At 57.1% G+C, this 12,825-nt stretch carries 13 protein-coding genes; 3 read left to right on the top strand and 10 right to left on the bottom strand.

What is annotated here, in order from left to right; genetic code table 11:
• Positions 1 to 97: 97 nt before the first annotated feature.
• The 9 genes from HNR65_RS01870 to yedE all read right to left on the bottom strand — a co-directional run bounded on the left by HNR65_RS01870 (position 98) and on the right by yedE (position 6,446).
• Positions 98 to 865, bottom strand: a complete 768-nt coding sequence (locus HNR65_RS01870; protein ID WP_181549737.1) for a phosphate ABC transporter ATP-binding protein — start codon at positions 863 to 865, stop codon at positions 98 to 100.
• Entirely contained in the window at positions 856 to 1,725 is an 870-nt protein-coding gene (locus HNR65_RS18095) for a PstA family ABC transporter permease (protein ID WP_181549736.1), read from the bottom strand. Before HNR65_RS18095 ends, HNR65_RS01870 begins: the two co-directional genes overlap by 10 nt.
• Positions 1,715 to 2,581 (bottom strand): PstC family ABC transporter permease, encoded by an 867-nt coding sequence (locus HNR65_RS17935; protein ID WP_220128250.1) that lies wholly within the window; start codon positions 2,579 to 2,581, stop codon positions 1,715 to 1,717. Before HNR65_RS17935 ends, HNR65_RS18095 begins: the two co-directional genes overlap by 11 nt.
• Before the next feature lie 30 nt (positions 2,582 to 2,611).
• A complete protein-coding gene (locus HNR65_RS01855) occupies positions 2,612 to 3,451 on the bottom strand; it encodes a phosphate ABC transporter substrate-binding protein (protein ID WP_181549735.1) in 840 nt (279 codons plus the stop codon).
• A 45-nt stretch (positions 3,452 to 3,496) separates the two neighbouring features.
• A complete protein-coding gene (locus HNR65_RS01850; protein WP_181549734.1) occupies positions 3,497 to 3,724 on the bottom strand; it encodes a hypothetical protein in 228 nt (75 codons plus the stop codon).
• Complete coding sequence (locus HNR65_RS01845; RefSeq protein WP_181549733.1) at positions 3,721 to 4,581, bottom strand: NAD(P)H-hydrate dehydratase; 861 nt, start codon at positions 4,579 to 4,581, stop codon at positions 3,721 to 3,723. The genes HNR65_RS01850 and HNR65_RS01845 overlap by 4 nt, the downstream gene beginning before the upstream one ends.
• Positions 4,569 to 5,045, bottom strand: a complete 477-nt coding sequence (locus HNR65_RS01840; protein WP_332309004.1) for a putative Se/S carrier protein — start codon at positions 5,043 to 5,045, stop codon at positions 4,569 to 4,571. The genes HNR65_RS01845 and HNR65_RS01840 overlap by 13 nt, the downstream gene beginning before the upstream one ends.
• An 82-nt stretch (positions 5,046 to 5,127) precedes the next feature.
• Positions 5,128 to 5,352: a sulfurtransferase TusA family protein gene (locus HNR65_RS01835; protein WP_181549732.1), complete on the bottom strand. Its 225-nt coding sequence runs from the start codon at positions 5,350 to 5,352 to the stop codon at positions 5,128 to 5,130.
• Positions 5,349 to 6,446 carry a YedE family putative selenium transporter gene (gene yedE / locus HNR65_RS01830; RefSeq protein ID WP_181549731.1) on the bottom strand — a complete coding sequence of 366 codons (1,098 nt, stop codon included), beginning with the start codon at positions 6,444 to 6,446 and terminating at the stop codon, positions 5,349 to 5,351. Before yedE ends, HNR65_RS01835 begins: the two co-directional genes overlap by 4 nt.
• Positions 6,447 to 6,772: 326 nt before the next feature.
• Here yedE and menA point away from each other — a divergent pair, with 326 nt between their 5' ends.
• The gene (gene menA, locus HNR65_RS01825; RefSeq protein WP_181549730.1) at positions 6,773 to 7,663 is read left to right on the top strand and encodes a 1,4-dihydroxy-2-naphthoate octaprenyltransferase; all 891 of its coding nucleotides are present in this window, start codon (positions 6,773 to 6,775) and stop codon (positions 7,661 to 7,663) included.
• Complete coding sequence (locus HNR65_RS01820; RefSeq protein WP_181549729.1) at positions 7,660 to 8,286, top strand: CPBP family intramembrane glutamic endopeptidase; 627 nt, start codon at positions 7,660 to 7,662, stop codon at positions 8,284 to 8,286. The genes menA and HNR65_RS01820 overlap by 4 nt, the downstream gene beginning before the upstream one ends.
• Before the next feature lie 8 nt (positions 8,287 to 8,294).
• On the opposite strand, the gene HNR65_RS01815 is transcribed toward HNR65_RS01820, so the two are convergent.
• Positions 8,295 to 9,464 (bottom strand): MFS transporter, encoded by a 1,170-nt coding sequence (locus HNR65_RS01815; RefSeq protein ID WP_181549728.1) that lies wholly within the window; start codon positions 9,462 to 9,464, stop codon positions 8,295 to 8,297.
• Between the two features lie 1,005 nt (positions 9,465 to 10,469).
• On the opposite strand from HNR65_RS01815, the gene HNR65_RS01810 reads away from it, so the two are divergent.
• Entirely contained in the window at positions 10,470 to 12,698 is a 2,229-nt protein-coding gene (locus HNR65_RS01810; RefSeq protein WP_181549727.1) for a molybdopterin-dependent oxidoreductase, read from the top strand.
• Positions 12,699 to 12,825: the final 127 nt, after the last annotated feature.

The raw sequence follows: 12,825 nt of genomic DNA, 5'->3' as shown, positions 1-12,825 counted from the left end.
TAATTTCTATTTTAAAGCCACTTGTCATGGAAACTTTCGATGCAAAGACCATTTTTCCGGCGGCATAAGAGCCGGGAAAATCTCACCGGAGACTGGCTCATCCCGCAGAGCCGCTGATGCATTCTTCGAGCAGATGCCGGTAAATGCTTGCTTTGTCCAGTTTGTGCACCACTTTGCCGGATTCAAAAACAAAGGCGGATTGCGCCAGACGCTCTGCCTGGGCCGGGCTGTGAGAAACCACCAGCATGGGATAGGATTTGGCCAGGTGGATCAGCAGTTCCTCGATGCGCCGGCCGGCCCTGAAATCAAGAGATGCCGTGGGTTCATCCAAAAGCAGAATCTTCGGCTCCAGGGCCAGACAGCGGGCCAGGCAAAGACGCTGCTGCTGGCCGCCGGACAGGGAAAGCGCCGAATCCTCCAGCCGGTGGCTGACCTCCTGCCAAAGCTGTGTTTGCTCCAGCACCTTGTGCATCCGGTTACGGCACTGCTTTTTACCAAGCCCGGATGTAAGCCTGAGGGGAACAAGAATGTTTTTGGCAATGGAGACCGGCATCAGGTTGGGCGTCTGAAATACCATGCCCACCTTGCGCCGGAGGTTGAGCAGGTCGGTGCGGGGTGCGAGAATATCGCACCACCTGCCGTCCATAAAAAGATTCACCGATCCTTTGGTAACAGCGCCCATTTCATCGTTGAGCCGGTTTAATGTGCGCAGAAACGTGGTTTTTCCGGAACCGGAACGACCCAGCAGACAGACGATTCCCCCGGCATCCGCAGCCAGGCTGACTCCGTCGAGCACCACCTGCCCGCCAAAACCGACAGTCAGCTCCTTTATCTCCAGAAACGGCTTTTTTGTTTTTAATACCATGTATTTTCGATTTTCCGCTGAATCCATCGTGCAGCCACAAAAAGCGAAGCAGACAGGATCAAAAGCACCAGGCAGGCGCCAAAGCCTGTCTGCAGTTCAGACTGGCTCCGGTATTCAGCGGCCAGATAATAAATGGTAAACGGCAGGGCCTCAAAAGGCCCCAGCACTCCCCGGGGAAGTCCGGCATTGGCCACAACACCGGTTAAAAGAATCACGGCTGTATCCTCGGCCGCCCGGCCCACGGCCAGGATCACACCGCCCAGAATCCCCCTTGAGGCCTGGGGCAGGATACAATGAACCATGTTCTGCCACAGGGTCAGGCCCAGAGACGGGCCGATGAGCCGCTGGGTCAGAGGGATGGCTTCCACGGCATTCTGGGTGGCGCGCACGATATACGGCAGAATCAAAACCGCCAGGCAAACTCCTGCAAGCAAAAGACAGGTATTGGCCCCGGGCAGAAAGGTCCGGCGCAGAAAAAGAATCATGGCAAACCCGAAAAGGCCCATGACAATGGACGGTGTGCCGGCCAGCTGATTGATGCAAAGGCTGCAGAACGCCTTTTTCCGCCCCTTTGCCAGAACCGCCAGATACAATCCGCAGCCCAGGCCAAAGGGAAGGGCCAGGGCTGCGGCCAGCAGAACCAGAACAAGCGTTCCCGCGCATGCCGGCCATATTCCGTCCCATACCGGAATCTGACCGGAAATGGCCGCCCATGCCGGGGCATCTCCGAAAAACAGCGCCGGGCCGAGCACAGCCCCGCCCTGCCAGGCGATAAAGCCCAGCAGGCCGCAGACCACAATTGTTGTCACCAGGGCACAGCTCCAGGCAAAAAAGAAGATCAGCCTGTCTTTACCCGTCACGCGAAAGCCCCCCGAATTTTTGCTGCACCCGGAAGACGGTAATATTGACCGCTGCTGCAATGAAAAACAGCAGGCATCCGGCTGCAAAAACCGAACGGTAGGCCTGGCTTTGGCTGTCAGTGGCCACCAGCAGGGCAATATGGGCGGTGAGGGTCCGGATGGAATCAAACAGGGAATCCGGAAGCTGGGGCGCGTTTCCCGCCAGCATCAGGGCAATCAGGGTGTCTCCCACCGCCCGGGCAAACCCAAGCAGCACCGCAGCCAAAAGCCCGGGCCACGCAGCCGGAAAAATCACATGAATCAGCGATTGCACCCTGGACAACCCCAGGGCGCTGCAGGTCAAAGACAGTTCCTGATCCACCCGCTCCAGGGCGCTTAACCCGATAAGCACAATAGTGGGCAATATGAGAAAACCCAGGATCAGGCCTGCAGCAAGCAGGCAGTAGCCCGCACTGCCTGAAAAATGACTGCGCAGAAACGGCACCAGGGTAAATGCGGCAACAAACCCGTAAACCACCGTTGGGATACCGGACATAAAGCGCACCAGGGCTTTGACCGCCCCTGCCGCCGGACCGGGGCCGAGCCCGGAGCAAAACAGGCAGACCCCGGCGGCCAGGGGACAGGCCACCAGCATGGCCAGTACGGTGAGATACATTGATCCCAGGATCATGGGAAGAATCCCGTAGTGAGCCTGGAAAGGCCGCCAGTTCAAACTCAGCAAATCCTTCCATTCACCGCCGGCCAATACCGGCCAGGCAAAATACACCAGAAAAGCAAATACCGCCATTACGCAGGCCATGCTGACAATTGCGGCTGTATAAAGCAGGATGCGGCTGAAGGTTTCCGAAAAATGCACGCCAAATCCGATCCGGATGATATGGAGGCCCTATTGTCCGGCGGGAATAAAACCGTTTTCAGACACGATATGCGCGCCCCGGGGACCCTGCAGGTAATCAATAAAGGCCCTGGCCAGTTTTCCGGGCTCGCCCTTTGTATTCATGTACAGTTTCCGCACCACCGGATAAGACCCGTCTTTGGCATTTTCCCGGGTGGGGGAAACACCGTCAATGGCCACCCCGGAAACCGAGTCGTCCATGTGGCCGATGCTGAGATACCCGATGGCATCAGGGTCCCTGGAGATCGCCACTTTCATGGCCCCGTTGGACTGGATCACATTGGCCTCCACAGCCACCGGACCCTTGTCCAGGGCTTTTTTCCGGAAAACGCTCCGGGTTCCGCTGGCCTCGTCCCGGGTATACAGGTTGATCTGACGGTCAGCTCCGCCCACTTGCTTCCAGGAACCAATCCCGCCGGCAAAAATGCCTTTAACCTGGTCTTTGCTCAAATTGTTTACGGGATTGTCCGGATGAACAGCAAGGCCAACACCGTCCACGGCAAAGGCGTAGGATTTGAGCCCGAACTTGTCGCGCTCCTTCTCGCTTAAGGCCCGGCCGGTGTTTCCGATATCCACCAGACCGGCACCGACTTTCTGGACCCCCACTCCGGAGCCGCCGCCGGCCACGGTGATGGCGATATCCGGATTATGACTCATGATCTGCCGGGCGGCCTGTTTCATCACCGGGATATGCGCCGTGCCGCCGGCAATGGTCAACCTGCCGGACAACCCGTCAAATGCCGATAAATCTGATGACCCGGCCCATACCGGCTGGAGGCTGAAAACAGCCGTACACAAACAGAGAAAAACAAAAGTGATTCTGCGGAACATACAAAAACTCCTTTCTGATGTTGCTTAGAAGAAAAGTCAATTTCTTCAATCTTCCCGGGCGGCCTGCTCCAGATCCGTGATCAACCGGTCAAGATCCAGACGATATTTGTCTGCCACATTGCCCAGGGCGTCAAAAAGGGCATTGCAGCAGATGCATTCTCCGGCCGCAGCATCGTAGCGCTTAAAAACGGCTTCTGTCTTTCGGTAGTGGCTGACCACATCAAGCACGGTCATCTGCGGGGTAATTTTTACAGGCTTGTCCAAACTGCTCATTTTTCCTCAAAAAACCGCTTCAGTGCGGCAGGTATTTGCTCAATGATGTCCATGACCCGGGTTCCTGGATCAGGATCTGCCAGTTTTCCGGCCAGGCGGCTGACAGCCGATGCCTGAATGCAGGCTGTCAGGGAATCTTTTCCCAGGCCGGTAAAAGCCGAGATCAGGCCGGTAATGATATCGCCGGTGCCGCCGATGGCCTCCATGGCAGGCACCACAGGCTGGCTGACAGTATTAAGAATGCCGTTTTCATCTGCGGCAATATCGGTTTTCCCCTTGACCAGAAGATATCTGGATGCGTTGCCGTGCACATAGGCCGATGCAATCAGCTCTTTGACCCTGTGCGGTTCATGAAAAATAAATCCCCGGGTATAGAAAGGGTGGGGAGCTTCCGGATCCGCCAGAAAGGCCAGTTCCCCCATATCCGGGGTAAAAACCGCATAGGCTGCCGCCTGGCCACTCATCTTGGCTGCATACATAAACCCGGCATCGGCTATCAGCATCGGGCGCGGATGCATGTCCTCAACAGCAAACAAGACCCTGTTGTGCCAGTCCACATCCGGCTGGATGTAATGAAACGTTATGCTTTCATAGCGGCATTGGCCGAGGATTTGCTCCAGATACGCATAGACCTTGCGGCTTCCCCCGCCCCCGCCGATATCCCCGGCCAGATAAGCCATGGGCGGATCTGCGCCAAAAAAGGCGCACGCCTTTGCCGCAGTTGCCAGAAGTGCCGGAGTCCCGCGATTGACCGCAACGCAATGATTGTCAATAAACAGGTTTTGTTCGGAGACCCGGACATTCCCGCAAACCAGCGGAAAGTCTTGATCGGGCACGGTACCCACTACGGCAGACATTTGCGCGTGATCTCCTCAAAGGCCAGCTGCAGGGCATATCCGCACAGGGTATGGCCGATGCTGCGCGGCTCCGGGGCCTGGTCAAGCCGCCGGCCAACCATTTGCGCCGCTAAATACGGTACGTCCGGACAACCCCCGCCCGAGATATTGACCACTGTCAAATCCCGCTTATCCACGGTGATTTTCATGTTGGCGGCCTGAACCATCAGAAACTCCCCGTAATCAGTGGTAAAAAAAACATTGACCGGTTCAAGCAGCCCGTCTGACACGGCAACCACCTGCAGCGGCGTAATTTCGGCTTCTTCCAGGGTGCGGACGATTTCCAGCTCCGAAACCAGAGGAAACTCAATAACCAGATCGCACCCGGTTCGGATTTCCGGGGGCGGTCCCATGACCCGGATGCGCCAGCCACCCTTTTTCAGGACATTTTCCGCGCCGATCACCTCGCTGGTGTTTTCAAACACCAAAATCCCCCTGTCCCGCGGCGAGACCGAAGGCTGTTTGTTCTCTTTGCGGAAAAAGAACAACAATCCCAATATGGATTCCTTATTTTGCGGCTTTCCGAATTTCCAATCGAAAGGTTTCCCCTTCGATGGCAATGCTTTCCACTTTCCATCCCTGACTTTCAACGGCCCGGCTGACGTTTTCCCGGGAGGCTTCGGTGTCCACGAACACCTCCATTTCCGTCTCCTGTGATTTTTTGATGGCATCCAGGGCCATCAAAACCGGCTGGGGGCAGGAAAGCCCCCGTGCATCCACTGTTTGGCTCATCTTGCGCCTCCTGTTTGGGGCTGTTTCATGGTAAATCCGATGACCAGGCAGACAGCCAGGCCGATGACAACCGCGGCAATCCCGTGGGGACCCACGCCGGCCGGTGAACTGGCCAGGCCGAAATTGTGGGAGACAGCAGCGCCCACGATCATGCCCAGCACGAATATGGCCGCATCCCCGTCGCCTTCACCGGACAAAAACAACTGCCGGCCCGGGCACCCCCCCGCCAAAGCAAAGGCAAGGCCCGCCAGCACCATGCCCATGGCGTTCCACACATGCTGGGTATGGGCCACGGGCTGGCCGGCAAAACCCGCTTGAAACTGGCCGAGGATCAGGTTGACGAGCCAGGCGGCGATCACCAGGGCCGCCACACCGGAAAACAGATGCACCTGCCGGAACAAGATCAGGTCCCGAAACGCACCCATGGTGCAAAACCGGCTTCTCTGGGCGATAACGCCGATAACCAGGCCGGCAATAACAGAAATCGCCAGGGGGGCGTACATGGCACCCGGGCCCTTGACGCTGTAAAACAAAATCCCGGTTTTCTCCGCGCCTTCTGCCCGGGGATAGATCAGCATGAGCACAAACAGAGCGGCAAAAACAGCCGGCAGCACCCAGCCCGACGCAGGAGGGAGCTTCTGGGTACGGCCCAGACTATAGCCTTTTTTCAAAAATCGCGTGCCGATCCAGATGCCGGCAATCAGCCCGATGAGCCCCAAAATGGCATTTCCATCCCCGCCGGCCAGCCGAAGCATGGCTCGCCACGGACATCCCAAAAACACAAGGGCTCCGATCATGGCAAACACGCCCAGAAAAAACCGCACAATGGGCGCTGATCCGCCCCGCGGCCGGAATTCCTTAAAAGCCAGGGCCGCGGCCAGGGACCCCAGCACGAAACCGATGATTTCCGGCCGCATATATTGCACCACAGCAGCCCTGTGAAAACCCACGGCCCCGGCAATATCTCTTTCAAAGCAGGCAACGCAAATGCCCATGTTGCCCGGATTTCCCAAATACTGGAGCAGCGCGGCCCCCGCTCCGATCACCGCTCCCACAGCGATAATCCCCCATCTTGTGGCAAAAACATTTTTCATTCAGTCACCCCTTTTCCGGCGCTCGGTTAAGAAACATCACTCCTGTTTGGCCGCCTGCGCAGCTCCTCTGAGTTTTGAGATATATCTAGGATCAAGATTATTTATGTGTCAAATCGCTAATTTCGATCAAACTTTTCACAATCATAGAAACTCCCTATGGATGGGAATTTTGCGCCGGCTACAGCAAGGACCCGGCAAGCAGGCTTTCAGGCGCCGGGATTTTTCCGCTTGACGATTGGGTGTGCTTGGCGTATGTTTTCGGTTTATCAAAAATCCGGGAATTTCCGGATGTTGCCGGATTGACACCAAACAACAGGTTTTTGTAAGTGACGGAACTCTACCGCAACTGGTTTCTGGCCAGCCGGCCCTGGTCGTTTATCATGACCGCCATTTCCATCAGCGTGGGAGGGGCTGTGGCGGCCATTGACGGGCCTTTTTCCTGGACGCTTTTTGCCGTCACTCTGCTGGGGGCGGTTTTTCTGCATGCCGCCACAAACCTGATCAATGACTACTATGACGTGCAAAAAGGGGTGGACACGGTTGAGACCGCCACCGCCCAGTACCGGCCCCACCCCCTCGTGGAGGGGAAGCTGCGGGCCAAAAGCGTGCTGGCCGCCTCCTGTCTGCTTTTTGCCATTGGCGCTGGCATCGGCCTGTGGCTGGCCGTCGAAAGGGGTTGGCCGATTCTGGCCATCGGTGTTGTGGGCGTACTGGCCAGCCTGGCCTACACGGCCCCGCCGGTGAGCTACAAGTACATCGCTCTGGGCGAATTTTCGGTGTTTCTCATGTGGGGGCCGCTCATGGTGGAGGGCACCTATTATGTCCAGCATCAGCAATTCAGCGCCCATGCCTTGTGGATCAGCATACCCTTTGGCACCATCGTGGCCCTGGTGCTGCTGGCCAACAACCTGCGCGACATCGCCCATGACAAAAGCCGTTGCATCCGCACAATCGCCATCGTGCTCGGGGCGCAAAAGGGATTTTACCTGTATTTCGCCCTGATTGCCGCAGCCTACCTCAGCATTCTGGTGATGATTCTCGCCGGAGTTCTTTCGTGGTGGTCTTTGATGGTATTTTTCTCCGTGCCCATTGCCGTCAGTATTCTGCGGATCATGTCGGAAAAAATCCCCAAGGACGCAGATGCACGCACAGCCCGGCTCGATACCGTGTTTGGCGTGCTGCTGCTGATTTCCCTAATTGCCGAGGCCCTTTTATGAATCAGTACCGCTTTGCCTGGAAACCCGTGGCCGCAACCGTGATCATTGCCGCCCTGCTGTGGTGGATGACCTTTTACCTGCAGTTCGGGGTGTTCTGGTTTAAAATCGCGTTTTCCGCTTTTGTCCTGGCTGTGCTCTCGTTTATCCTCCAGCCCGCACGGCTCATCGATTTTCGCATTAACTGGCGCAGCATTGCCATCGGCCTGGTATCTGCGGCTTTGCTGTATCTGCTTTTCTGGGCCGGAAAAACCCTTTCAACGGCCCTGCTGCCCTTTGCCGGCGACCAGATCGGCGCCATTTACGACAAAGGCGAAGGCACGCCCCAATGGGTCATCATTCTTTTGCTTTTTTTCATCACCGGGCCGTGCGAGGAAATTTACTGGCGGGGCTATCTGCAGCGCCAGCTCATGGTGCGCTTCGGCACGGCGGGCGGATGGCTGCTGGCAACCCTTTGTTACGCGGGCGTGCACATCAGCTCGGGCAACTTCATGCTCACGGCCGCAGCCGGTGTTGCCGGGGCCTTCTGGGGCATTATGTACTGGCGGTTCAAGGATCTGTCCCCGGTGATCATCTCCCACTGCATCTGGAGCACGTTTATCTTTGCGGTCATGCCGGTGCCGTAAAACGCCTTTTAGGGGCTGCGGGCCGGCAGGGACCCGAATATGCGCATATAAACGGCAAACAAAAACGGAATCACCGCAATGGCGCTTCCGGCAAAAAACGCGCCCCGCACGGCGGTTTCTGTTACAAACAGGGCAAGAAACAGCGGGGATACGGTCTGGCCCAGGTAAATCAGCAGGGTGAACACCGACAGCACCCCGGCGCGCAGCTCAGTTGCCACCAAACCGGCGGCAGCGGAATTGAGCGTGGGCATCAGGACCCCGAATCCCAGGCCCCACACCCCCATAAACACCAGCAGAAGCGGATAACTTCCGGCAAAGCCCGTCAGCAGGTGGCTGATCCCGCAGCAGGCAAATCCCCAAATCACCCGGGTTTGCTCGCAAAAATGCCGGCTCACGGTCCCGGCCCGGGAGGCCACAAGGCCCGATACTCCGGCGGCAGCGGAAATGGCCAACCCGGAATGCAGGGTGGTGAGCCCGAAGTCGCGCACCACAAGGATCGGCATGTAGACCACAATGCCGTAGAGCAGAACAAATCCCATAAAATTTGAAAAAAACAGCCAGACCGCCCGGGTGTTGGCAATGGCGGCCAGGGCCTTGATCATGTATCCCGGGGTCCGGGCACTTCTGCCCGGCTCCTTTAGCCGAAACCCTGCAACAAGCGCAAGTACAATGGCTGAAGCGTGGATGTAAAAGGGCAGAAACCAGGCAAACACGGCAATGGCTCCGGAGACAAACGGCACGGTGGCATTTGTCAGCCCCTGCACCGTTATCCGGTATCCCATGGCCCGGGTCCGGTCCGGCTCCTCGTACATATCCCCGATGGCCGCCACCACGGTATTCATCATGCCCCCCACGGCGATTCCCTGAAAGGCCCGCCATACCAGCAAAACCCAGAAAGACCGGGTAAAGGTGATCAGCAGTCCGGCCGCCCCAAACAGCATCACCGAGGGAACGATCACCTTTTTTCTGCCAAACCGGTCGGCCACCGGCCCCAGCAGCGGGGTGGCGACCATGGCGGCAAAAGTGTAGGCGCTCAGGGCCAGGCCCACGTTTCTGCCCGTTGCCCCCTCCAGATTGATCATCTCCGGCAGAATCGGCCCCACCAGACTGCCGCCGGTGACCGCAAACATGACCACCGCAAGCAGGATCAGCAGATTTCCATCCCTGAAAAAACGCATGTTCATCCACCACAATCGGTCGCAAATTAAGCTGAAAAACCGCCAACCATCATAATACGCCCCTTTCCAAAACGCAACGCCTGCAGAGGTGGCAAGCCTTCGGCATAAACCGGCCAAAAACCCCGGAACTCCGGAGCGATAGGGAGGCAAGTTCGCTGCCGGGTCCGGTTTTTTTGCTCCTGACCGTTTCCGGGATTCAGCCAATGCCTCCGCGGAAATTTCAAAAACTCGGCCTGCCGGCCTCAAACAATTTGAAATTTACTCGCTCCGGCATTGGCTGAATTTTTCCCGGAAACGCTCAATGTCGCTTACAAACCGCCCCCAGCCGCGAACTTGCCTGGAAACGCTGAACATATACCCAACCTGGAAACCACTGTATATCTTCTGCTGCAATTAATCCTGCAGACCAAATGTCGGTGCACTTCACTTTTGACAGATCACCAACAATGATAGCCTTGTAAAAAGTAAGTTTTTAGATGGCGCCGTAAAAAGTTCAAGATCAAGGCTTGCGCAATTTCGAAGAATGCAGAGTGGTTAGCCGTACGTGAAATTTTGAGAAATTGCGCGTAACGCAGATATTGGACTTTTACGGCGCCATCAACAATGCACTTTTTCAAGCTTACTTTGAGTTGTCCATGGGCAGGGGGCGGGGGCGGATTTGTTTGACTGCATTGGAGCGGTTTGGCCAAAAGATTGTCCCGGGGCTTTGGCGCCCGGAATTTCAAACTGTCTGAGGGCGATCAGCCCGAGTTTTTGAAATTTCAGCCAAAGTTCCGGGACAATCGGCCAAAGCGATCCGCAGGCAAACAAACCCGCCCCCGCCCCCTGCCCATGCGAAAAACCGGAAGGCCGTATTTTTCCAATGTCATTGTCATAAAAGCCTTAATCTCTTTTTCCGCTTTTGCTTTTCACTTTTGACATGATATAATTTTTTCGTTTTGTTTTCGTCCGGTGTTATTGCCAGCAACCCATTGCCAACCATTTCCTTTTTTTGCAGGAGCAAAAATGACCCAAACCACTGCTTATCGGACCTGTCCCCTGTGCGAGGCCGGCTGCGGCCTGGAAATCACCGTATCGGATAACCGCGTGGAAAAAATCCGGGGAGATCAGCAGCATCCCATGAGCAAGGGATTTTGCTGCCCCAAGGGCATTGCCTTAAAAGATCTCCATGAAGACCCGGACCGTCTGACCTCCCCCATGATCCGGGAAAACGGCCGATTCCGAAAGGCGGACTGGGACGAGGCCCTGGCCCTGGTGGAAGAAAACCTCACCCGCATCCGCAGGGCCCATGGAAACGACAGCGTGGCCATATACCTGGGCAACCCCAACACCCACACAATGGCCGGCGGCCTGTTTGTCCGCCCCATGGCAAAAGCATTTCAAACCAAAAACTTCTATTCCGCCTCCACGGTGGACCAGATGCCCAAGATGGCCGCCTGCGGATGGCTCTACGGGCATCCGGGCCGGATCCCGGTGCCGGATATCGACCGCACGGATTTGTTTGTGGTCTTCGGGGCCAACCCGTACGTCTCCAACGGCAGCCTCATGACCGCCCCGGACATGCCGGGCCGGGTGCGGAACCTGCAGAACCGGGGCGGCAAAATGATTGTCATCGACCCGGCCAGAACCCGAACTGCAGAAGCTGCTGACCAGCACCTGTTTATCCGGCCGGGAACAGATGTGTACATGCTGTGTGCCATTGTCAATGTGTTGTTTGACCGGAACATGGTCAAGCCCGGCCGTTTGTCTGGTTTTCTGGATACCGAAGACATTTCCGCCCTCAAGGATGCGGTTTCACACTGGACGCCCAAAACGGCCGCCCCTCTGTGCGGGGTGACCGAAGATGAAATTACCAATCTGGCCCTGGAAATCGCGCAAGCGGATAAATGCGCGGTCTACGGCCGCATGGGAACCTGCACGGCCGCCTTCGGAACTCTCTGCTCCTGGCTCATCGAGGTGATCAACATCCTCACCGGCAACCTGGATGCCAAAGGCGGCACGGGTTTTCCCAAAGCCGCCCACATACCAGACGGCAGCATTGCCAAAAAGGGCTTTGCCACCGGCCGGTGGCGCTCAAGGGTATCGAATGCACCGGAAGTCTGCGGGGAACTGCCGGCGGCACTGATGGCAGAAGAAATGGAAACCCCGGGAGACCGGCAAATCCGGGCCCTTGTCACCGTGGCCGGCAACCCGGTGGTGGCCGTGCCTGAAAGCGACCGCCTGGATGCGGCCATGGCCGGGCTGGATTTCATGGTCAGTGTGGACTACTACATCAACGAATCCACCCGCAGGGCCAATGTGATTCTGCCGCCGGCAGCGATTTTGAGCCACGGTCACTACGACGTTTTCTTCCACGGCCTGTCTGTGCGCAATTTTGCGGCCTATTGCCCGCCAATATTTGAAAAAGGGGCGGAAGAAAAAGACAAGTGGGAAATTCTGGCTCACCTGGCCCTGATCGGCCAGGGCCAGGGGGCGTCAGCAGATCCCGGAGAAGTTGCCGATGCAATGGTCAGCCAGCTGGCAGCCGGCGTGATTTCGGCCATGGGCGGAGAGCAAACAGCCGGGGTCAGCCGGGACGCCCTGACAGGCATGCTTTCCGGGTCCAGGGGCCCGGAACAAGTTTTGGACCTGCTTTTGCGCATCGGCCCGTACGGAGATAATTTCGGCCTGAATCCCGACGGGCTGAGCCTGGACAAACTGCTTGCCAGTCCCAGGGGCGTGGATCTGGGACCCCTTGAATCCTGGGTTGACCGCGCGGTTTCCAACCCGGACGGAAAAATCCATTTGTTTGCCAATGTGTTTCAACAGGCCATGGCCGATCTGGGAAAACCCGATGATACAGACTCAGGCCCGGGGCGGCCCCTGCGCCTGATCGGCCGGCGGCATTTGCGCACCAACAATTCCTGGATGCACAACATCCCCGCGTTGTCTGCAAAAAACCCGTGCACCCTGCAGGTCAACCCCGAAGACGCCGTCCGGCTGGGACTCAAAGACGGGCAGACAGCACAGATCACATCAGATGCCGGCATCGTGAGCGCGCCGGTGGAAATCACAGACCGGGTCATGGAAGGGGTGGTGAGCTTGCCCCACGGATGGGGCCATGACATGGAAGGAATGCAGATGCAGGTGGCCGGGGCAAATCCGGGTGTCAACACCAACCGCATTGTGCCGGGGGCAGTGGATCCCCTGTCTGCCACGGCCGTGTTAAACGGTATTGCCGTCACCGTGAGCTGAAAGGAAACGCTCAGTTTAGGCAAAGCACCGTAAAAAGCTTTTTACCGTGTTCGCTGTTTTTGCAGGAAGGAAGTCTGATTTCAGATGGCGCCATAAAAAGTTCAAGATCAAGGCTTGCGCAATTTCG

It is taken from the genome of Desulfosalsimonas propionicica, from assembly GCF_013761005.1.
Lineage (GTDB): Bacteria > Desulfobacterota > Desulfobacteria > Desulfobacterales > Desulfosalsimonadaceae > Desulfosalsimonas > Desulfosalsimonas propionicica.
This window is presented reverse-complemented; position numbering and strand designations above follow the sequence as displayed.

What these genes read in the sequence shown, in the direction of transcription:
- HNR65_RS01870 (WP_181549737.1), bottom strand. Translation starts at nt 865, where the DNA reads ATGGTATTAAAAACAAAAAAGCCGTTTCTGGAGATAAAGGAGCTGACT.
- HNR65_RS01845 (WP_181549733.1), bottom strand. Translation starts at nt 4,581, where the DNA reads ATGTCTGCCGTAGTGGGTACCGTGCCCGATCAAGACTTTCCGCTGGTT.
- HNR65_RS01855 (WP_181549735.1), bottom strand. Translation starts at nt 3,451, where the DNA reads ATGTTCCGCAGAATCACTTTTGTTTTTCTCTGTTTGTGTACGGCTGTT.
- HNR65_RS01815 (WP_181549728.1), bottom strand. Translation starts at nt 9,464, where the DNA reads ATGCGTTTTTTCAGGGATGGAAATCTGCTGATCCTGCTTGCGGTGGTC.
- yedE (WP_181549731.1), bottom strand. Translation starts at nt 6,446, where the DNA reads ATGAAAAATGTTTTTGCCACAAGATGGGGGATTATCGCTGTGGGAGCG.
- HNR65_RS01850 (WP_181549734.1), bottom strand. Translation starts at nt 3,724, where the DNA reads ATGAGCAGTTTGGACAAGCCTGTAAAAATTACCCCGCAGATGACCGTG.
- HNR65_RS01810 (WP_181549727.1), top strand. Translation starts at nt 10,470, where the DNA reads ATGACCCAAACCACTGCTTATCGGACCTGTCCCCTGTGCGAGGCCGGC.
- HNR65_RS01820 (WP_181549729.1), top strand. Translation starts at nt 7,660, where the DNA reads ATGAATCAGTACCGCTTTGCCTGGAAACCCGTGGCCGCAACCGTGATC.
- HNR65_RS01835 (WP_181549732.1), bottom strand. Translation starts at nt 5,352, where the DNA reads ATGAGCCAAACAGTGGATGCACGGGGGCTTTCCTGCCCCCAGCCGGTT.